This is a genomic window from Rugosimonospora africana (assembly GCF_016862975.1).
In the GTDB taxonomy this organism is placed as follows: domain Bacteria; phylum Actinomycetota; class Actinomycetes; order Mycobacteriales; family Micromonosporaceae; genus Rugosimonospora; species Rugosimonospora africana.
The window spans coordinates 1-19,278 of the sequence record NZ_BONZ01000051.1; the positions used below are offsets into that span (position 1 = coordinate 1).

Genomic DNA, 19,278 nt, shown 5'->3' on the forward strand with positions numbered 1-19,278 from the left:
TCCGTCCACATCACCGGTACCACCGGCCCGACCGGGGGACCGTCGCAGAGCCCGACGCCGACCCCGACCACTACCGGCAACCCGCCGCCCGACTCGTTCTGGGGCGACACCAGCGGCATCCCCGCCGCTCACAACGTCCTCGAAGTCAAGGTGCTCAACCGAACCAACGGCCAGTACCCGGACAGCCAGGTGTACTGGAGCTTCAACGGTCAGACCCACTCGATCGCGGAGCAGCCGTACCTGGACATGCCGGCCAACTCCGCCGGCCGGATGTACTTCTATCTCGGCTCGCCCAACAGCCAGTACTACGACTTCATCGAGTTCACCGTCGGCGCCACGGTGTTCAACGGCAACACCACCCGGGTGGACGCGTTCGGGCTCAAGCTGGCGATGCGCCTGCACGCACACGACGGGTACGACGTGTCGGTCGGCGAGGATTACAACACCTTCTCGGAGAGCCGGACCGCGACGTTCCAGCGGTTCATGAACTCGGTACCGACCGAGTTCAAGCCGCTGGCGCAGGACCAGGCGCCGTACCGGATCCCGGCACCCGGCAGCGACCCGAACTTCCGTACCGGCGGCCAGTACGCGAACTACTTCACCAGCTACGCCGCGTCGGTCGGGGTCAACGCCCCGACGTCGGACATCACCGGCTGCGCCGGCGTGCTGGCCAACAACCCGGGCATGTGCGCGGCCCTCAACCGGCACGTCGCCCAGCTGCCCCAGTCGCAGTGGTCGGATCCCACCCAGTACTACCGGGCCGCCCCGGCGAACTACTACGCGAAGTTCTGGCACGACAACGCCATCAACCACCTGGCCTACGGATTCCCCTACGACGACTACGCGGGCCAGTCCTCCTTCATCTCGCATGGCAGCCCGCAGTGGCTACTGGTCGCCGTCGGCTGGTAGCTCCACCGGCCACCGACCGCTGACCCGTTCCGCGCGGCGGTCGTTCCCCGGCAACCCGGGGCGCGACCGCCGCGCTGTTCCGGCCCGCCTAAGCCGACGGGTACGCGATGAGGATCGCTCCCGGGACGCTCTCATCGAGGTCGGTCAGCAGCTGGGCCCTGACCGTGAATCCGGCCTCACGCAGCCAGGCGGCCACCCGGTCCGGCTGGCGGCGGTGTACGTAGACCTTCATCGGGTGACCGCCATAGCCCTCCGTCTTCAGCCGTGACTGATCGCCGACGTGAAAGCCGAGCAGCAGAGGCCCACCGGGACGCAGCACCCGCCGGAAGTGGCCGAGTACCGTGGGAATCTCGTCGTCGGGGATGTGAATCAGTGACCAGAAGGCGAGCAGCGCGGCGACCGAGGCGTCGGCGAGTCGCAGGTTCGTCATCGAGCCCACCTCGAACCGCAGGTCGGGATGTTCCCGCCGGGCGATATCGACCATCGCCGGTGACAGATCGATGCCGAAGACGTCGAGGCCAAGCTCGTGCAGGTGAGCGGTCACGTGCCCTGGTCCGCAGCCGACGTCCGCCACCGGTCCGCCACCGGCGGTGTGGACCAGGTCGGCGAACAACGTCAGGGCGGCACGTAGATAGCTCTCCCCGGTCAGTGCCTTGCGGGCGAAGTCGGAGTAGCTGTCGGCGACCGTGTCGTAGGAGGCCCGGGTGTCCGCCAACCAACCGTCCGCGTCGCTGTCCCGTGTCTCGGTTTCCGTCATCGTTCGCGCTCCTCCTGGTGCCGGGTTCGGGTGGGCTGGACAAGTATCCGGCGCCCCGTGCCGTAAAGATTGATCGACCTGCCCGCAACGGATTGAAGTCCGACAGTCCCGTGGCTCAGTCCCGCCCGTTTGTATGAACGCCACCGATCGTGATACGCGATAGAAAGAGGCGACCATCGTCGTCGTTCTTGTGGCCAATAGCGCGTGGCCAATAGTGGCGGGATTCCAAATGACGAGTGAGCCAAACGGAACCGACCGGTGCAGGCTTCGCGTGGTGTGCATCTATTCCACGTCCTGGTTGTATCTCGGCCAGAAGCGGCAGGATCTGAGCGCCAAGCTTGAGCTGAGCGGATTGACCCGGCACTACGAGCTTTACAAGGACCAGTTGCCCCGGCTGCTGCCACCCTCCTTCCTCGGTGGGCCGATCGGTGCCGGGGACATCGCGATCGCCGAGCCGGTCACCGGGATAACGATGACCGAATCCGACGCCGCGCTGTTCGCCCTGCCCTCGAATCAGGTCGTGCTCGCGGTGAGTCTCGGATTCACGACCGGGCCACTGTCTGAACCGGACAATGTCACGTCGGTCAGCCGGGTATTGGAGCAGAGCATCGGGGCCGCGGTCACGATCCGCGGACAGAGCCTGATTGCCTACGCCGACGAACTGGGACAGCACGGCCTGACCCGGGACACGCTCGCCACCGATGACCCGACGGAGGCGCCTTCCGAGGCGCTGCTGCCCGAGCGCCACCAGCTGGTGTTCATCGCCCGCCGTGAGAAGGACAAGTGGGTACCGACCCAGTCGGTGATCAGCGAGCTGCTGTACCGGGACACGCCGCCGTACCGCGAGGAGTTCGGTACTCCGAAGATCCCGGAGCAGCTCAACCTCGTCGAGCAGTCCGACGACGGCGAGTTCGTGCGGCCCACCTGGTCGTCGGTCGCCGGCCAGGGCGAGGCGTCCACCCGCAAGCTCATCACCCTCGGCCTCGTCACGCCGTACGTGAGCCTGCTGTACAGCCACGAGCGTTACGTCGAGGACAGCATCTTCCTGTCGACCGTCCACGCGGTCGGCACCGCGTCGCGGTTCCGGCAGATCTGGCACGAGGCGTACCGGCAGGTGCGCCGGTTCCGCGACCAGAAACAGCGACAGACCGCCGGCCTGCAGACCCGAGCGGACCTGGAGGAGCTGGCCGACAACCTGGGCAACCTCCAATTCGACCTCACATTCAGCGTCGAGTTCCCGCTGATGCGCATCGAGACCTTCCATACCGCGCTGTACGAGGCGATGGACCTGTCCACCCAGGCCAAGGCGCTCAGCCAGATGTTCGACCAGCTGGACGGCAGCCTGCACTCCGAGCTGACCGCGATCGACGTGCGGGAGCGCCGCCGCGACGACGGGCGGCAGCGGTGGAACGCGTTCGCGGCCGGCATTCTGAGCCTCATCGGTGTCTCGGTCGGTTTCGTCATCGCGTTCCTCGGCGTCAACACGACGGAGGTACCCGGCGGGAACGACGAACTGTCGATGTGGGCGCCGCACTTCGCCGACCTGTACCTGATCGCCGCGCTGTTCGCGCTCACCCCGGTGTTCCTGATCTCCTTCCCGTACCTGCGGGACTGGGCGACGCAGCGGCGCATCGTCGCGGCCTGGATCGGACTGGGCACGACGGCCTTCGGTGTGGCGGTGCTCGCCGCGACCCTCTTCGAGGACCACCACGGCACCGGGCGGGCGATCGTGCTCGACGCCATCTTCAAGGCCGTCGCGGTCTTCGCGCTGCTGATCGGGCTGTCGCTGGTCGGCCTGTGGTCGCGCAAACCGCTGATGACGTGGCTGCGCAAGCTGCTGGCCCGGCGGCGCCGGCCGGCCACCGGTCGAACGGCCGAATCGGCCAGCCGGCCGGATCCGGCCGCCGGCTGACCTGTCCCGGGCGCGGTTGGCCCCCGGCCTCCGGTGGGCGGCTAGGCTAATGATCATGAGTGATTCGGACCGGTTGGCGCGGGCGTTCGACGGGCTGGCGGACCAGTACGACGACGCGTACCACGACGAGGTGGCGCAGGCGCTGGTCGAGTTCGTCGCGCCCACCGGCGGCGAATCGGTGGCCGATGTCGCCTGCGGCACCGGTGCGGTGGCGCTGGCGGTCGCCCGGACCCGTCCGGCGCAGCCCACACCGGTGCTGGCCGTCGACATCTCGGCGGGCATGGTGGCGGCCGGACGGGCGCGGGCGGATCGGCTGGGCCTGTCCGGTGCCATCGGCTGGCGGGTCGGTTCGGCGGTACCGCTGCCGGCCCCGGACGGCAGCCTCGACGTGGTGCTGTGCGCGTCCTCGCTGCATTTTCTGGGTACCCGGGCGCTGGTCGACTGGCGACGAGTGCTGCGCCCCGGCGGCCGGTGCGGGTTCACCCTGCCGGTGGCGTCCCAGTTCCGGCCCGGCGGGGTGTTCGCCGAACTGGTCGGGGACCTGCGGATGCCGGAGACCGCCGGGGAGGCGTGCGCCCTCGCCGAGGCCGCCGGCTTCGTCGATGCCGTGGCGCGGGAGCGCAGTGCCGGCTCCCGCCGCGTGTTTCTGGTCCGGGCGACCAGTTCGCGGTCAGCGTCTCGATGAGCCCGCGGCCGCGGGCCGGGCTTCAGATGCCGCCGAGCGTGGCGATCAGGTCGACGAGCCGGTACGCGGTGGGAAAGTCCGGCGCCTGGTATCGCAGGGTGCAGCCGTCGATCCGCTCGATGCCCGGGATCAGCAGCGCATGTTCGGTCATGTACGGCCGGTACACCTCGACCTCCAGCTCCACCGGCCCGTCGAAGCGCACCGGGCGGACGGCGGCCCGGCCGGCCAGTGCCTCCGGCACCGCCTGCTCGATCCGCTCGCACGCCACGTCCGGGTGCAGCAGCGCGGCGGACCGGGCGCCCAGCGCACGCTTGACCACGACGCAGGCGATGCCCGGCGCCACCTCTGCCGCTTCCGCTGCCACGGTGTCGTCCCCGCTCACGAGCGCGGGCGCGACCCCGTGATGGGCGGCGAGCGCGGCGTTGAGACCGAGCTCGCCCAGGGACCGCCCGTCGCACCTCACGTCCGCGACGACCGAACCGGAGACGGTGTGCGCCATCACCGAACGCGGGGTGCCAGCCTTGCCGTGGTACCCGATGAACAGCACCGCGTCGATATCCGGGCCGAGCCCGGCCATCATCCCGTCGGGCTTGGGCGAACCACGCAACAGCTCGGCGCGGCGGTCGACCAGCTCGGGCAGGAGGTTACGGAACTTGGCGTGCGCCTCGGTGACGAGCACCTGGGCGGCCGGATCGGCGGCGTAGACCCCGCGGACCGCGGCGTTGGCCTCGGCGGTGATCAGCTTGCGGTTGCGCTCATACTCGCTGTGCCCGGGCGCGATGTCCTCGCCGTGCACCACGCCGGCGATGCCCTCCATGTCGACCGAGACAAGCACTCGCACAGCATCCACACCTTCCCCGCTACCCGCCGGAACCGAATCCTAGTCACCGCCGGGTGGGTGCCCATCGAGCCGGGTCCCGGCCGGCGCGGTCCCGCGTCGCAGCCCGGCAACCCGACGGAAATTGGCTTGAGGGCGCCGAGCCGGCGTCGTTAGGGTGCGACTGGTCTGGGTCGTCGCGCGGCGTACAGGCGCGCCGAGCCAGGTTGGTCGGCGACTGGTTTGGGTCGTCGCGCGGCGTCAGACGCGCCGAGCCACCGATCCGGCCGGAGCGACGCGGACCCGCCGGAGTGACCAGCCCGGCCGGGGCGACCGGAAGGGTGGGAAATGCCGTGGAGCCGATGAGCGAACAGGACATTCGGCGATCGATGGTCAACTGCTCCCGCGGCGAGGCCGCGAGCATGACGCTGCCCCGGGAGTTGGCCGCCGTCGACTGGGGCACGCTGGATTTCCTGGGCTGGCGCGATCCGAAGGCTCCGCTGCGCGGGTACCTGGTCGTCTGGCGGGACGGCAAGGCCGTCGGCGTCCAGTTGCGGGCGGCCGAGTCGAAGATGTCCGGCCGGGTGGCGGCCATGTGTTCCCTGTGCCGCACCGGCCAGCCGGCGAGCAATGTCTCGCTCTTCGTGGCGCGCCGCACCGGCCAGGCCGGGCGCAACGGCAACACCGTCGGTACCTACATCTGTGCGGACCTGGTCTGCTGCCGCAACGTACGGTTGGACAAGCCGTCGGCGACCCTGCACCCGGACCCGGGCCTCACCATCGACGAACGGGTCGAACGGCTCCGGACCCGGACGGACTCGTTCATCGACGAGGTGCTTTCCACCGTCGGCTGACGCGGCGGTGGGCTCTCGCCGAGCGCCGTAGGGCAGGATGGGCACCGTGGTGGAGATCAGCCTTCTGACCGAATCCGACCGCGCCCGCTGGGAAGTGCTGGCCCGTGGCAAGGATGCGTACTTCGGGGTCGAGCGCGGCGACGCCGACTACGAACGGACCTGGCGACGCCTGCTCGACGACGAGCAGATCCGCGGGATCGCCGCCCGGCTCGACGGCAAGATGGTGGCGATCGCGCACTACCTGTTCCACGCCAGCGTCTGGTATGCCGGGAAATGCTATCTGGCGGACTTGTTCGTGGACACGGAAGTCCGGCGCCGGGGTGTCGCGACGGCAGTGATCGAGTGGGCGGCGCGGGACGCCAAGGAGCATGGGTTCCCCAGCCTCTACTGGAACACGCTGGAGGATGCCCCGGCTCGCGCGCTCTACGACAAGGTGGGCAAGTTCCACCAGGGGTTCATCCTCTACAGCTACCGGCGTGACGCGAGCCGGAACTCCACTCCATGAGACCGGACACGTTTCCGGTTCCTGATCACGGCATGAGCCGGCACCCCGGCGAGGTTGAAACAGTCATCACGGCGAAGATCGATGAAGACTTCACTCGCGCGACCGCCGACAGCGCCCTCGCTGCGGCGAGTGCCCGGTTCGGACACACGACCGCGACCCGGGTGGGCGCCCTTACTCGCCATCCCGCCTACAACAAGGCACGCGGCTTCAACGGCGACGACATCGCGTACCTCCCCGCCATCCGCAGTTTCTTCACCGACGTCGGCATCTCGCCACTGATCGAAGTCTGGGCGGGCCACGCCTCGGCAACGCTGGGCCGGCACTTGGCCGGAGCCGGCTTCTACGCAGCCGAAGTCAACGCCACCCTGCGCGCAACCGCTTCCGGTTCCTCGGTCCCCGCCCTCGAGACCGAACCAGAGATCCGCGAACTCAGCAACGGCGAGGACGACAGCATCTACCTCGAAACGCTCTTCGACGGATACGGCCTGAACTCCGAGACGGCATCGGCACAACGGGCGATGATGGCGATCGAACACCGCTCACCACGCCTCCGCCGCTACCTCGCCTACGTCGACGACCGACCCGCCGCGGCCGCGGCCCTCTACACCACACCGCAGGCCGCGTACTTCGCCGGCGCCGCGACCATCCCCGCGATGCGCAACCGAGGCTGCCAATCGGCCCTGATCCGGCGGCGCCTGCGCGACACCAGAGCCGGGCAGGTCGTGGTCACCACCGCGTTCGGGTCACCCAGTCAGGCCAACCTGCGACGCCTGGGCTTCACCATCGAACACACTCGCACGCTCTGGCGCCCCCTGACCCAATAAACGCGTGATCGCCGGTCAGCCGCCGAGCGCCAGGGCGCGGGGCGGTGCCGTGAAGTCCCGGAACGGCAACGATGCCAGCCCATCCCGCTGGGTGGCCGCGACCGCGTTGACCACCTTGCCGACCTCACTCGTGCCGAACCGGCAGGACAGGCAGCCGCCCCGGGCGGCGATGGCCGCCGTCGCCAACTGCGGACTCGCCACCACCATCGCGGTGCTGGCGTCGGAGCCACCGACGTCGGCGCCGACCTGACCCGAGACGGGCCGGCCCACGGTGGCGCGTACCGCGGCCGCCGGTACCGTCCCGGCACCACACCGGTCGCCGAACGCCGACCGGTCGCCCACCGGGCAGCGGCCGGCGTCCATCGCCGCGCGGGCCACCTCCGGCCGCAGCACCTGCCCGCACTTCGGGCCGACCGCCGCCACCGCCTTGCCGTCCACGTCGGTCACCTGACGCACCGGCAACGGGTCGCAGTGCGTGCCGTCGGCGGCCAGGGTCGCGTACGCGTTCGCGAGTTCGAGCGGCGTCGTCTCCGACAGCCCGAGAGTGAACGATCCCCAGTTGGTCGCGTCGCGCGCGTACACCGCGTCGGCCTGGGAACTGAACGAGATGCCCAACAGGTGAGCGAGGGTGACCACGTTCTGCACACCGACCCGCTCCTCCAGCGGGACGAAGTAGGTCACCACGGAGTGGCCGAGCGCGTCCCACATCGTGCGCCGCCCGGACCGGTACGCGGGGTCGCCGACGTTGCTCGGGCACCAGTGGTTCCCGTCGCAGGCCACCGGTGCGCCCGGCGCGATGACGTACCGGGACTCATATCTGGGCTTGGTGTCGATCGGGTAGCTCAGCGGCATGCCCTTGTCCAGGGCGGCCGCCAGGACGAACATCATGAAGGTCGCACCCGCGGGCTCACCGGTGAACGTGGCGCCGCCAGCGGCCAGCGGCTGCGTGGTGTCCGGATATTCGGCGTCCGGTGCCCGGCGGCCGCTCGACGCGGCGGACGGGCTCGGTGCCGGCGCGGCGGGACGGAAGTTTCGGTTGGTGGCCATCGCCTCGACCCACCCGGTGCCGGGTTGAACCGACACCACACTCAGCGCCCGCGCGTCGCCGGTGGGCAACTGCTCCTCGACGTGCCGTTTCGCGGCCGCCTGCAGCGACACGTCCAGTGATGACACGATCCGGTATCCGCCGCCGCGCAGCCGGTCCGAGCGTTCCTTCGGGGTCGAGCCGAAGGCCGGCTGGTCGAGCCACCAGGCGACGAAGTAGGAACAGAAGGATCCCCAGTCGTTTTCCGGTATCCGGAGGCAGGCATCCGAGGGATCGGTGTCGAAGCGCGCGATCAGCGTGCCGCCGTCGTTGGAGTACAGCTCGCTCGGGCGCACCACCGCGCTCGGGCTGGCGCTGGCGGTCGCCTGCGCGCCGTAGCTGGCCTCGGTGTCGTCACGCTGGACCCACCAAGACACGGCGCCGGCGACGACCGCCGCGCACACCGACAGCGTCAGAGCCACCCGCGTCGTGCTTCGTCGAGAATCGCTGGACACCGTGCACCTCCCCATGAACCGTGCGCCCAGTCGCGAGCGGATCGTACCGCCGCCGGCCGGCTCTCGGGGGAACCCCGACGGTGGCCAGGGACGCGGCCGGTACAGTGCGGCAATGTTCACCGTCGAGGACCGCGATCGCGTACGGGAGGGGCTGCTGTCGCTGGCGGCGGCCGACCCGGCCATCGGTGCGGCCGCGGTCATCGGTTCGTCCGCGTCCGGCGAGGCCGACCGGTGGTCGGACATCGACCTGGCGCTGTCGGTCGACGGTCCGCTGGACGCGGCTCTGGACCGCTGGACCGGCCTGCTGTACCGGGACTTCGCGGCCCGGCACCACTGGGACCTGCCGGTCGGCGGCACGGTCTACCGGGTGTTCCTGCTGCCCGGCTGGCTGGAGGTCGACCTCGCGTTCGCGCCTGCGGGCGAGTTCGGCCCGCGCGGCCCGCACTGGCGCGTGGTCTACACCCGGGCTCAGGACGGCGAGGCGCCAGCACCGGTCGCGCGGCACGAACCCGCCGCCCGTCGCGAGGCCGCTGCCCCTCAAGAACCCCCCACCGGTCGCGAGCCCACCGCCCGGCAAGAACCCGCCCGGCAAGAGTCCGCCCGCCACGAGTCCACCGCGGTTTCCGAACGCGACCGGCTCGCCGGGCTCGCCTGGCACCACGCGCTGCACGCCCGGGTCAGCATCGAACGGCGCCGGGCCTTCCAGGCGGAGCACTGGGTCGGCGCGCTCCGCACCCAGGTGATCGCCCTGGCCTGCCTGCGCCTCGGGCACCCCACCGCCTACGCGAAGGGCGCCCACCTGTTGCCGGCGGAGCTGACCGCACCGCTGGAAGCGACGCTGGTGCGGTCGCTGGACGAGAAGGAGCTGAGGCGCGCGTTGGGCGCCGCCCTCGCCGCGCTGGCCACCGAGATGAGAAGCAGCGACCCGGCCCTGGCCGAGCGACTCGCCCCGATGCTCACCGAACTCGACTCCCGACCGGCAAACTAGTGCCGTGGCAGGCAACGTTCGCCTCGTTGGCGGCGTGACTCCCATCCGACGATCTGAGGCAGTTCAGCTCGGACCGACGCCGTGCGGTTCTCTAGCCTCAGAACCAGTCCCCCAGCGCGGCTGCCGGACTACGACGAGAGTTCAGCCCGGCGCGACCACCAGGCATCGGCGGCGGTCATTGCGTTCTCGGCCTCGTGGATGCCGTCGCCCACGAGCCCCGCGGTGGCAGCCCAGTGCAGGGGTACAAGGGCTAGAGCCCCGGGGAGCCATCGGTGCTCGTCGCGAGTGAGCGGTTCCGGAGCCGTGCTTTCGTAGGCGTCGAGCAGTCGTCGCGGCTCGAGCAGTTCGCCGTCGCGTGCGACGTGGTGCAGGCTGACCGCGATGTCGTACAGCCGCTCCCTGACCCTCGCGAAATCCAGGTCGAAGGCGACCCATGAGCCGTCTGACAGTTCTCCCGCGTTGCCCAATTTGTAGTCCCCATGAATCGGAGTGCATGGCAGTTCGACCTCCTTCCGGAGCTTGGAGAGCTCGCCAGTCAGTTGGCGCATCCGATGCACGACCGGTTCGCTGCCGGGTCCGAGCCTGCGGCGTGTGAAGGCGACCGAGTAACGCAGTTGGCCGAAGGTTCTGTGGTCGTCGAAGGGTTCGGGCGGACTGGGCTCCCAGACTGTTTTGAGCGCGGTGTGAAGGCGTCCGAGCTCCTCGAATAGGCGGAGGTAGGAGTCCTCGTCCGCCCGTGGCTGCACATGATCGATGAATTCCTCAATCTCAGCCCAGCGATCTGCGACCCTCAGGAGGTCGCAGCCGGAACTCGGAATCGGCCGAGCGACGCGGACTTGCGTCCGCTGGAGCCGCTCCCGCAGGCGCCGCAGTCCCGCGACCCGCCCGCGGCGGACCCAGGGCCTGTGAACCCGAAGGACAACCGGCGGCTCAGCGTCTATCCGCAGGTTGAGGTTGAACCCACCGCCGATGTCTGCCCATCCGGCCCCGCGCGCGACGCGGGCGATCAGGGCCGAGACAGCCGGGTCATCTGGGCTGACTCTAGGTCCGAACCAGCGCGGCAAGGGAGGAGGAGAGGTCGAAGCTTCGATTCCGGTCATGCCAATGGCCCTCCAGCGCACCCGACGAAGGGTCCGCCGGCGAACCCATCCTCCTCGACGCGCGTCGATCGTGTCACGCATTTGCCGTTGCAGGGACGGGGCGAACGTTGCCTGACGCGGCACTAGACCGGCCAAACAGGTCCGGCCAGACAACGAAGATGCTGACCGAACTCGACGCCCGCTGAGCCCGACCGCTCGCGGTCCCCGGAAATTCGGTTGCCGGCGCTTTCGGCCGCGCTCTAGCGTTGCGGGCATGTTCGCCACGGTTGGCTTCGCGCGGCCCGCAGGCAGCTGCCTGCCGGGCGCCGCCGCCGTGTGCGCAGGACTGGCACGGCTGGATAGCTGACCCTTCTCCCCAGGCAGCAGAACCAGGGAGAAGGGTGTCAGCTCGTCGTTCTGGCGCGGTCTCCCACACATTGCGGAGTGGCGCCCGCCCGCGCACGCCGTCCCGCCACCAGTCATGCCCGTCTCGGGAGCAGTCACCATGGCCAAGAGCCAGTTCATGCGTACCAAGCCACACCTCAACATCGGCACGATGGGACACGTCGACCACGGCAAGACCACCCTGACCGCCGCGATGACGAAGATCCTGGCCGACCGGGACCCGGCCGCCAACCGGTTCGTGTCCTTCGACCGGATCGACCGAGCACCGGAGGAGATCACCCGGGGCATCACGATCAACATCGCGCACGTCGAGTACGAGACCGCGACCCGGCACTACGCCCACGTGGACATGCCGGGCCACGCCGACTACGTGAAGAACATGATCACCGGTGCGGCTCAGGTCGACGGTGCGATCCTGGTCGTCTCCGCGCTCGACGGTGCGATGCCGCAGACTCGCGAGCACGTGCTGTTGGCCCGCCGGGTCGGCGTGCCGTACCTGGTGGTCGCGCTGAACAAGGCCGACGCGGTTGCCGACGGCGAACTGCTCGACCTGGTCGAGCTGGAGGTGCGCGAACTGCTGTCGTCGTACGGGTTTCCGGGCGAGGAGGTACCGGTGGTCCGGGTGTCGGCGCTGCGTGCCCTGCAGGGCGAGCCGCGCTGGGTACAGTCCATTGTGGACCTGCTCGACGCGGCCGACCGGTACGTGCCCGTCCCGCCCCGCGAGCTGGCCGAGCCGTTCCTGATGCCGGTGGAGAACGTGCTCACGATCTCCGGCCGGGGCACCGTGGTGACCGGGGCGGTCGAGCGCGGCGAACTGGCCGTGGGCGAGCCGGTGGAGGTCGTCGGCCTAGGCCCGACACTGTCCACTGTGGCCACCGGCCTGGAGACGTTCGGCAGGTCGCTCGACCGGGCCCAGGCCGGCGACGACGCCGCGGTGCTGCTGCGCGGGATCCGGCGCGGCCAGGTACGGCGTGGCCAGGTGGTCACGGTACCGGGCAGTGTCCGGCCGCACCGGCGCTTCCGCGCCCAGCTGTACGCGCTGACCACGGGCGAGGGCGGGCGGCACACGCCGTTCTTCGCCAACTACCGGCCACAGTTCTACTTCCGTACCGCCGACGTACCCGGCTCGGTGGACCTGGGCGGGCTGTCCATGGTCATGCCGGGCGACACGGTGGAGATGGGTGTGGAGCTGGGCAGTCCGGTCGCGATGGACCCCGGGCTCGGCTTCGCCGTACGCGAGGGCGGTCACACCGTGGCGGCCGGCACCGTGACGGACGTGCTCGACTGAGCGCAGTCGGAGCCGGGCCTCGGCGGGGGCGAGCACAGCCCACGCAAGCGCAGAGGACGGGCGTCCTCCGGACACCGGCCGGAGGACGCCCGTCGCCGCGTGCGCGTGGACGCTACGGTGTCGCTCGTGAGCGGACTGCGGGTGGCGGTGGCCGGCGCCGGACTGGGCGGGCTGTGCCTGGCACAGGGCTTGGCGCGCGCCGGCGTGCGGGTCGACGTCCACGAGCGCGATCCCGAGCTCAACGCGCGGCGGCAGGGGTACCGGCTGCACGTGGACAGCCGCGCGGGCCTGGCCCTGCGGGACTGCCTGCCGCCGGAGTTGTTCGAGCTGTTCATGGCGACCACCGGCCGGCCGGGCACCACGTTCACCGTGCTGTCCTCCGGGCTGCGGGTGCTGCACGAGACGCGCGGCGACCCGCACCGCCCCGAGGACGATCCGGCGCGTCTGTCCACATCGGTCAACCGGCAGACCCTGCGCGAGATCCTGTTCGCCGGCATCGAGGACCGAGTCCACTTCGGACACGAACTCGCCGGCTTCGCGCACGACGGGGACGGTGTGCGGCTACGGTTCACCGACGGTTCGACGGCGGCCGCCGACGTGCTGGTCGGCGCGGACGGCGTCAACTCGGTGGTCCGCCGCCGGTACCTGCCGGACGCGCGGATCGAGGACACCGGATCCCGGTGCGTGTACGGCCGGACGGCGCTCAACGAGTCGAACCTTCCACTGGTACCGGCGCCGATGCACGACGGGTTCACCGCCGTCGTCGGTGGGCGGATCGGCATGGCGGCGGGCCTCGTCCGGTTCCGCCGCCGCCCGCCGGAGGCCGCCGCCGCCATCGCGCCGGGCGTGGCGCTCAGCGCTGCCGGCGACTATCTGATGTGGGCGATCTCGGCCCAGCGCGACGCTTTCCCGCTGCCGGACGAGCGGATGGGCGAGCTGGACGCGGCCGCGCTGCACGATGTCGCGACCGCGATGGTCCGATCCTGGCACCCGGACCTGCGCGCACTGGTGGGTCGGGCGGATGTGGCCGAGACGTTCTTCATCCGGGTACGCAGTTCGGTCCCGGTACCCGCCTGGGAACCCAGCCGCGTGACGGTCCTCGGCGACGCCATCCACGCGATGAGTCCGGCGCGCGGCTCGGGGGCGAACACCGCGATGCGGGACGCCGCCGTGCTGTGCCGGGCCCTCACGGACGCGGCCGGCGACTCGGCCGGGCTGGTGGCGGCCATCGGCGGGTACGAGGAACGGATGCGCGACTACGGTTTCGCGGCGGTCGCCGCCTCCCGCGAAGCGGAGGCGACAATGGCACGGCGCGGACGCGGCCTGTGGCTGTGGCTGTTCGACCACCTGCCCCGGCGTCCGGACCGCTGACCGGCACCAGCAGGCCGCACCACTGCCTACAGAATGATCCAGTAGCGCCGCTTGATGCCCGCGCCGGTGGTGCGGACGTCCTCCAAGACGCCACCATTGCGCTCGATGCTGCGCGCCGATCCGACATTGTCGTCATCGCAGGTGACGAGGACCCGATCCAGACCGAGCGCGCGGGCCTCGAGGAGAACCGTCCCGAGGGCCCAGGTGGCCAAGCCACGTCTCCGGGCGGAGGGCCGGATGCTGTAGCCGATGTGTCCGCCGACATCAAGCAGAAGAGCGTTCAAATAGTGCCGTAGATCGATAGCTCCCAAATAGCTGTCGCCCTCGACGATCCACCAGTGGGTGGCATGGACGCGCCCTTCTCCCACGGCAACTGACCGGTCCGACTGCTGCCGCAGTCGCTCGACCCACGCCGCGAAAACCTCGGGGCTGTCGAGGTCGGCTTCGGGTGCGAGACGCAAGCCGCTCCCGTCCTGGTGGGCACCTGGAGACCACTCGTCACGCGCCGCGAGCCACGAGGACATGAGACGACCTGTGGGTGTGATCAGTTCAGGCATGCGGGCGATCATATAATTGATCATCGTACCGGCGGACGCAGCAGGCGCGGCAGGACAGCGGCCAGGGCCGAGAACAGCAGCGCGACGGCCGGCACGCCACCCGACGCCCACGCCGCGAACAGGCCGAGCGACGCCAGCTCCGTCCCCAGACTGGCGACCGAGGTGGCCGTGGCCCGGGGGCTCGACGCGATCCGCTCCTGGAGCCTCGCGTCGACGACGACCAGCACCATCCGGTACAGCGCGTAGAACAGCGCCACGGCGGCCAGCCCGGCCGGCCGGTGCAGCCCGGCGGCCGCCGCCAGCGCCAGTGCCGATCCGAGCAGGCCGGCGGCCAGCGCCCGGCGCCCCACGCCACCCGCGGCCGAGCCCAGCATGGCGCCCGCCGCACCGGCCAGCGGGATGCTCAGCACCGCCACCGGTACCCACGCCTCGGGCACTCCCCAGCCCGCCGCCATCACCGGGAAGTACTCCTCGACGGCGTCCATCCCGCCGAGCGCGGCGACCAGCATCACGGCGTTACGCAGCGACGGCCGGGTGAGGGTGTCGACCAGGCCCGTGCGCAGGGTGTGAGCCAGCCGCTTGAGCGGCCCGACCAGAGACCGGTCGGGCCCGGCGGCGGGAGTGTCCACAGAGGACTGTGGCTCGGCCGGATCCGGTGGCGCCTGGCGCGGCAACCGGAACGCCAGCGCGGCGGTCGCCAGGCACCAGCCGACGCTGACCCAGCCGACCAGCGGGTACCCGCCGAACGAGAACAACACGCTCGCGCATCCGGCGGCGGGAAGCTGCACGAGCAGGCCGGCCGCCTCGACCCGGCCGTACACCGTGGGGTAAGACTCCTCGGCTCCGGTCGCGGCGAGCCCGTCGTACAGCAGGGCCTCCACCGTCCCGGAGGTGAGCGCGCCGGCCACGCCCCAGAGTACGAATCCCCCGGCGAAGCCGGCGAACGACGGGACGAGCAGCCACAGCCCGTACCCGCATGCCTGGAGTACGGCGCCGCCCGCCAGGATGCCCCGGCGCGAGTACCGGTCGGCCAGCGCCCCGGCGGGTACCTCCGCGACGAAGCCGACCACCGACCAGATCGCGAACAGCGCGGAGATCTGTGCGCCGGTCAGGCCGGCGTGGGCGAACAGCAGCGCGTAGAGGGCGTACAGCGGAATCGTGTCGGCGAACGCGGTCCAGCCGACGACCAGCCGGGCGAACCGGCGTGCGGAAGCGGGTACCGGGCGTCAACGTAATCGCATGAGCCGGATGCTATGCGCGCGCCGCCGGCCGGTCCAACCGTTTACCGCGAACGTGTCAGTCGGTCAGCTGGCCGGCCGGCCGGCGGGGCATCAGCAGCACGGTCGCCGCGCCCACCACCGCGACGATGACCAGCCCGACGAACACGTGGTGGGTGGCCTCGTACAGGCTGGACTTCAGGTATTCCGCCACCTCGGACGGCTGTCCCCCGCTACCCAGCACGAGGCTGGTGGCGTCGCTGCCGCTGGGCAGCCTGCCGGACAGCGCCGCCGGCGGGTGCGACAGCCGGTCTTCCAGCGTGGAGTTGGCGATCGCGCCGAACACCGCCGCGCCCAGCGCGCTGCCCATCGAGCGGAAGAACATGTTGGTACCGGTGACCACGCCGCGCCGGTCCCAGCCCACCACGGACTGCACGGCTACCAGCGTCGGGCTGGCGACGAGCCCGAGCCCGACGCCGATGACGAAGCAGGCCGCGGAGACACTGGCCACGTTGGTGTCCTGGGACAGCAGCAGGCACATCACCGTGCCGATGACGATGACCACGCCGCCGATCAGCGAGGTGTCGCGGAAACCGATGCGCAGGTAGATCCGGCCGGACAGGGAGGCGGCCAGCGGCCAGCCGACGGTCAGCGCGGCGAGGACGAACCCGGCGACGACCGCGCCCACCCCGAGGACTCCCTGGGCGAAGTTCGGCACGTACGAACTCAGCCCGATCAGCAGCGCCCCCACGATGAACGAGGCGAGGTTGCCGCCGACCAGGGTCCGCTGGCGGAACACCCACAGCGGCAGCACCGGCTCGGCCGCCTTCCGCTCGACGGCGATGAACGCGATCAGCATGGCCGCGCCGGCCGCGAAGATGAGCACGCTGGGCGCCGACAGCCAGGCCCAACTCGTGCCGCCCTGCAGGGTGGCCAGGATGACCAGCGAGCACCCGCCGATCAGCAGCGCCGCGCCGGTGTAGTCGATGCGGTGCGCGCGACGGGTGATCTGCTCGTGCAGGTGCCGGGCGAGCATCCACGCCGCGGCCAGGCCGAGCGGCAGGTTCACGAAGAAGATCCAGCGCCAGGACAGGTACTGGGCGAAGACACCACCGAGTGTCGGCCCGAGCACCGACGCCGCGCCCCAGACACCGGCGACGTAGCCCTGCACCTTGGCGCGTTCCTTCACCGAGTACAGGTCGCCGACGATCGTCATGCTGATCGGCTGTACCGCGCCCGCGCCGATGCCCTGCACCGCCCGGAACAGGATCAGGCTGAGCATGTTCCAGGCTGCCCCGCACAGCACGGAGCCGGCGAGGAACACGGCGATGCCGAAGAACATGACCGGCTTGCGGCCGACCACGTCGGCGAGCTTGCCGTACAGCGGGACGGTCACCGCCTGGGTCAGCAGGTACACGGAGAAGAGCCAGGGGAAGTGGGCGAACCCACCGAGATCCCGGACGATCGAGGGCACCGCGGTGGCGATGATGGTGCTGTCCAGCGCCACCAACCCGGTGGACAGCATCACCGAGATGAGCACCGGGCCCCGCTCGGACCGGAATCCCACTCCGACGGTCTGCGTCTGGCCCACCATCACGCTGCCTTCCTCGGGGCCGGGTACACCTGAACGCACCGATCATGCCCGACCACGGCGCGGGATTCGGCGCGTCGTGTCCTTGCTCACGGTCAGGGCGAACAGTGCTAGTCGGTACTTACCGACCCGTTCCGGCCGGCGGCCGGTCGCACCGGGGCGCGTTCGGCCGATCCCACCGGACTGAACGGCGGGCGGGCATAGGGTCGGGGAATGCGGTTGACCGTACTCGGCAGTTGTGGCGCCTGGCCGTCAGCTGGCCAGGCGTGCAGCGGATACCTGGTGGAGCAGGACGGGTTCCGGCTGGTCGTGGACCTCGGCTACGCGACCGTGCCCCGGCTGCTGGCGCACGTACCGGCCGAGCTGGTGGACGCCGTGTTCATCACCCACGGCCACCCCGACCACTGCGCGGACCTGAATCCGCTGTTGCGGGCGCGGCACCTGCGCGACGACAAGCCGGCGCTGCTGCCGGTGTACGCGTTGCCCGGCGCGCTGGACGCCGTCCTCGCGCTGGACCGTCCGGGGATGCTGGACGACGCGTACGTCCTGCATGAGTTCACCGCCGGCGACCGGCTAAAGTTCGGCCCGTTCCGCGCGGACACCCGGCTGCTGCCGCACTGGGTGCCCAACGCTGGCGTACGGCTGTCGGCCGGCGGGCGGACGCTGGCGTACACCGGCGACACCGGGCCGAGCAGCGAAGTGGTGGAGCTGGGCCGCGACGCAGACCTGCTGCTGGCCGAGGCCACGTTCGCCGACCGCGTGCCGGAGGACTCGCGGTCCGACCTGAGCAGCGCCGACCAGGCGGCCCGGCAGGCAACCGCCGCCGGAGCGGGACGGCTCGCCCTGACCCACCTGTGGCCGGGTGCCGACCCCGAGGCCGCCCTTGCCGCGGCACGCGAGCGGTACGACGGCGAGGTGGACATCGCCACCGGCGGCCTGGTCATCGACCTCTGAGGCGCCGCCGGTCCCGGAGCGACGGGCGCGGCCGGCGCGCCTTGCTCTGCCCACCCGGGGGCGCGACCGCGCGCAGGCGCATCACGCGGGGTGGGCAGAGCAAGGGCGAGTGGGCTGGACAGCGGGTGCACGTCCGGGAGGCAGGCGGTGCCTCGACCGGTCAGGTCCCCGCCGTCACGGCCGTCATGCCTGGGCGGCCTCGGGCGCGGGTGCGATCGCCGCGGCCGGCGATCCCTCGACGGAGGCCGGTACGACGGCCAGCAGCTGGTCGAACTCGTTGCGCCAGTACCGGTGGATGTTCAGCCGGGTCGGCTTGGTGCTGCTCGGCAGCTGAACGTGCATCGAGCTCCACACCGTGGCCCGCTTCACCCGGGTGACCGGGAAAGCGTTGCGGGGGAACGAGAAGACCACATCGCCGGGCCGGTTGGTGAACCGGTTGGCGGAGTTGATGACGACCGAGGTGTTCGTCAGCGTGACGAAGTAGAACTTCCGGGTCAGCGCGACGATGAGGCCGAGGAACGGCACCTCGTCGAAGAGCGAGTTGAGCCACGGGCTCGGGCCGGTCTCGCAGTGCACGCTGGCGATGAACGTCTCTCCGGGGGGCGCGACACTCATCAGCTTTTCAATGACCTGTTGCTTTTGTTTCGCTCGGCGAATTGCCATAGATTCACCTGTCACCAGTCGGTCACCGCATCCACAGCGGTGAAATCGGCCGAGGCTAGCATGATGATCGCTCGCTGTGTAAACCGCCGAACGGCCGAACCGGCTCCGCTATCGTTCCATTGGCCGCGCCATGACGGCCCGGGTCAGCCCTGCGACGAGGACGCTCCGGCGCGGCGTACCCAGCGACTGCCGAGCAGCACCAGGACCAGGCCGACCACCGCCACGACCGGACCGATCACCGCCCACATCGTCTTGCCGCTCATCGCGCTGCCGCCCATGACGTCGAAGCCCTGCAACGCCCAGACCAGACCGGTCAGCACCAGCAGCACACCCAGGACGACCGAAACCCAACCCTTCATCGGG

At 70.5% G+C, this 19,278-nt stretch carries 19 protein-coding genes; 10 read left to right on the plus strand and 9 right to left on the minus strand.

The genetic code is table 11. The features are described 5' to 3' along the window. Positions 1 to 909: glycoside hydrolase family 64 protein (locus Raf01_RS26925; RefSeq protein ID WP_239133941.1), on the plus strand; the 909-nt coding region annotated here is incomplete at its 5' end. An 88-nt stretch (positions 910 to 997) separates the two neighbouring features. Here Raf01_RS26925 and Raf01_RS26930 read toward each other — a convergent pair. Beyond that, complete coding sequence (locus tag Raf01_RS26930; RefSeq protein ID WP_203920816.1) at positions 998 to 1,666, minus strand: class I SAM-dependent methyltransferase; 669 nt, start codon at positions 1,664 to 1,666, stop codon at positions 998 to 1,000. Between the two features lie 274 nt (positions 1,667 to 1,940). Between Raf01_RS26930 and Raf01_RS26935 the strand changes: the two genes are divergently transcribed. Together Raf01_RS26935 and Raf01_RS26940 are read left to right on the plus strand one after the other, a co-directional pair. Next, the gene (locus Raf01_RS26935) at positions 1,941 to 3,578 is read left to right on the plus strand and encodes a hypothetical protein (RefSeq protein WP_203920817.1); all 1,638 of its coding nucleotides are present in this window, start codon (positions 1,941 to 1,943) and stop codon (positions 3,576 to 3,578) included. Positions 3,579 to 3,633: 55 nt separating this feature from the next. Next, positions 3,634 to 4,263, plus strand: a complete 630-nt coding sequence (locus tag Raf01_RS26940; RefSeq protein ID WP_203920818.1) for a class I SAM-dependent methyltransferase — start codon at positions 3,634 to 3,636, stop codon at positions 4,261 to 4,263. Between the two features lie 22 nt (positions 4,264 to 4,285). On the opposite strand, the gene Raf01_RS26945 is transcribed toward Raf01_RS26940, so the two are convergent. After that, positions 4,286 to 5,104: a M55 family metallopeptidase gene (locus Raf01_RS26945; RefSeq protein ID WP_203920819.1), complete on the minus strand. Its 819-nt coding sequence runs from the start codon at positions 5,102 to 5,104 to the stop codon at positions 4,286 to 4,288. Positions 5,105 to 5,442: 338 nt separating this feature from the next. Between Raf01_RS26945 and Raf01_RS26950 the strand changes: the two genes are divergently transcribed. Genes Raf01_RS26950 through Raf01_RS26960 form a run of 3 tightly spaced genes read left to right on the plus strand, consistent with a single transcriptional unit; the run spans position 5,443 to position 7,263 of the window. Then, entirely contained in the window at positions 5,443 to 5,934 is a 492-nt protein-coding gene (locus Raf01_RS26950; protein WP_203920820.1) for an FBP domain-containing protein, read from the plus strand. Between the two features lie 46 nt (positions 5,935 to 5,980). Continuing rightward, complete coding sequence (locus Raf01_RS26955) at positions 5,981 to 6,439, plus strand: GNAT family N-acetyltransferase (protein ID WP_203920821.1); 459 nt, start codon at positions 5,981 to 5,983, stop codon at positions 6,437 to 6,439. 32 nt (positions 6,440 to 6,471) lie between these two features. Then, positions 6,472 to 7,263 (plus strand): GNAT family N-acetyltransferase, encoded by a 792-nt coding sequence (locus Raf01_RS26960; RefSeq protein WP_203920822.1) that lies wholly within the window; start codon positions 6,472 to 6,474, stop codon positions 7,261 to 7,263. 15 nt (positions 7,264 to 7,278) lie between these two features. On the opposite strand, the gene Raf01_RS26965 is transcribed toward Raf01_RS26960, so the two are convergent. Next, on the minus strand, positions 7,279 to 8,802 hold the full coding sequence (locus Raf01_RS26965; RefSeq protein ID WP_203920823.1) for a penicillin-binding transpeptidase domain-containing protein: 1,524 nt from the start codon (positions 8,800 to 8,802) through the stop codon (positions 7,279 to 7,281). 112 nt (positions 8,803 to 8,914) lie between these two features. On the opposite strand from Raf01_RS26965, the gene Raf01_RS26970 reads away from it, so the two are divergent. Further along, positions 8,915 to 9,790 (plus strand): nucleotidyltransferase domain-containing protein, encoded by an 876-nt coding sequence (locus Raf01_RS26970; RefSeq protein ID WP_203920824.1) that lies wholly within the window; start codon positions 8,915 to 8,917, stop codon positions 9,788 to 9,790. 128 nt (positions 9,791 to 9,918) lie between these two features. On the opposite strand, the gene Raf01_RS26975 is transcribed toward Raf01_RS26970, so the two are convergent. Beyond that, on the minus strand, positions 9,919 to 10,890 hold the full coding sequence (locus Raf01_RS26975) for a phosphotransferase enzyme family protein (RefSeq protein WP_203920825.1): 972 nt from the start codon (positions 10,888 to 10,890) through the stop codon (positions 9,919 to 9,921). 484 nt (positions 10,891 to 11,374) lie between these two features. Between Raf01_RS26975 and tuf the strand changes: the two genes are divergently transcribed. Both tuf and Raf01_RS26985 read left to right on the plus strand, forming a co-directional pair. Continuing rightward, positions 11,375 to 12,562, plus strand: coding sequence for an elongation factor Tu (tuf, locus tag Raf01_RS26980; protein WP_203920826.1), 1,188 nt, complete (start codon positions 11,375 to 11,377; stop codon positions 12,560 to 12,562). Positions 12,563 to 12,688: 126 nt separating this feature from the next. Then, positions 12,689 to 13,933 carry an FAD-dependent oxidoreductase gene (locus Raf01_RS26985; RefSeq protein WP_203920827.1) on the plus strand — a complete coding sequence of 415 codons (1,245 nt, stop codon included), beginning with the start codon at positions 12,689 to 12,691 and terminating at the stop codon, positions 13,931 to 13,933. A gap of 26 nt (positions 13,934 to 13,959) precedes the next feature. On the opposite strand, the gene Raf01_RS26990 is transcribed toward Raf01_RS26985, so the two are convergent. The 3 genes from Raf01_RS26990 to Raf01_RS27000 form a co-directional block, all read right to left on the minus strand. Continuing rightward, positions 13,960 to 14,490 carry a GNAT family N-acetyltransferase gene (locus tag Raf01_RS26990; RefSeq protein ID WP_203920828.1) on the minus strand — a complete coding sequence of 177 codons (531 nt, stop codon included), beginning with the start codon at positions 14,488 to 14,490 and terminating at the stop codon, positions 13,960 to 13,962. Positions 14,491 to 14,510: 20 nt separating this feature from the next. Next, positions 14,511 to 15,680: an MFS transporter gene (locus tag Raf01_RS26995; protein WP_203920899.1), complete on the minus strand. Its 1,170-nt coding sequence runs from the start codon at positions 15,678 to 15,680 to the stop codon at positions 14,511 to 14,513. Positions 15,681 to 15,786: 106 nt separating this feature from the next. Beyond that, positions 15,787 to 17,301 (minus strand): MDR family MFS transporter, encoded by a 1,515-nt coding sequence (locus Raf01_RS27000; RefSeq protein ID WP_203920900.1) that lies wholly within the window; start codon positions 17,299 to 17,301, stop codon positions 15,787 to 15,789. A gap of 210 nt (positions 17,302 to 17,511) precedes the next feature. Here Raf01_RS27000 and Raf01_RS27005 point away from each other — a divergent pair, with 210 nt between their 5' ends. Then, on the plus strand, positions 17,512 to 18,252 hold the full coding sequence (locus Raf01_RS27005) for an MBL fold metallo-hydrolase (RefSeq protein ID WP_203920829.1): 741 nt from the start codon (positions 17,512 to 17,514) through the stop codon (positions 18,250 to 18,252). A gap of 183 nt (positions 18,253 to 18,435) precedes the next feature. Here the strand turns inward: Raf01_RS27005 and Raf01_RS27010 are convergent, their stop codons facing one another. Together Raf01_RS27010 and Raf01_RS27015 are read right to left on the minus strand one after the other, a co-directional pair. After that, on the minus strand, positions 18,436 to 18,867 hold the full coding sequence (locus Raf01_RS27010; RefSeq protein ID WP_203920830.1) for a hypothetical protein: 432 nt from the start codon (positions 18,865 to 18,867) through the stop codon (positions 18,436 to 18,438). A 191-nt stretch (positions 18,868 to 19,058) separates the two neighbouring features. Beyond that, complete coding sequence (locus Raf01_RS27015; RefSeq protein WP_203920831.1) at positions 19,059 to 19,274, minus strand: hypothetical protein; 216 nt, start codon at positions 19,272 to 19,274, stop codon at positions 19,059 to 19,061. Positions 19,275 to 19,278 lie beyond the last annotated feature (4 nt).

What these genes read in the sequence shown, in the direction of transcription:
- Raf01_RS27015 (WP_203920831.1), bottom strand. Translation starts at nt 19,274, where the DNA reads ATGAAGGGTTGGGTTTCGGTCGTCCTGGGTGTGCTGCTGGTGCTGACC.
- Raf01_RS26960 (WP_203920822.1), top strand. Translation starts at nt 6,472, where the DNA reads ATGAGCCGGCACCCCGGCGAGGTTGAAACAGTCATCACGGCGAAGATC.
- Raf01_RS26940 (WP_203920818.1), top strand. Translation starts at nt 3,634, where the DNA reads ATGAGTGATTCGGACCGGTTGGCGCGGGCGTTCGACGGGCTGGCGGAC.
- tuf (WP_203920826.1), top strand. Translation starts at nt 11,375, where the DNA reads ATGGCCAAGAGCCAGTTCATGCGTACCAAGCCACACCTCAACATCGGC.
- Raf01_RS26950 (WP_203920820.1), top strand. Translation starts at nt 5,443, where the DNA reads ATGAGCGAACAGGACATTCGGCGATCGATGGTCAACTGCTCCCGCGGC.
- Raf01_RS27010 (WP_203920830.1), bottom strand. Translation starts at nt 18,867, where the DNA reads ATGAGTGTCGCGCCCCCCGGAGAGACGTTCATCGCCAGCGTGCACTGC.
- Raf01_RS27000 (WP_203920900.1), bottom strand. Translation starts at nt 17,301, where the DNA reads ATGGTGGGCCAGACGCAGACCGTCGGAGTGGGATTCCGGTCCGAGCGG.
- Raf01_RS26930 (WP_203920816.1), bottom strand. Translation starts at nt 1,666, where the DNA reads ATGACGGAAACCGAGACACGGGACAGCGACGCGGACGGTTGGTTGGCG.
- Raf01_RS26970 (WP_203920824.1), top strand. Translation starts at nt 8,915, where the DNA reads ATGTTCACCGTCGAGGACCGCGATCGCGTACGGGAGGGGCTGCTGTCG.
- Raf01_RS26975 (WP_203920825.1), bottom strand. Translation starts at nt 10,890, where the DNA reads ATGACCGGAATCGAAGCTTCGACCTCTCCTCCTCCCTTGCCGCGCTGG.
- Raf01_RS27005 (WP_203920829.1), top strand. Translation starts at nt 17,512, where the DNA reads ATGCGGTTGACCGTACTCGGCAGTTGTGGCGCCTGGCCGTCAGCTGGC.
- Raf01_RS26990 (WP_203920828.1), bottom strand. Translation starts at nt 14,490, where the DNA reads ATGCCTGAACTGATCACACCCACAGGTCGTCTCATGTCCTCGTGGCTC.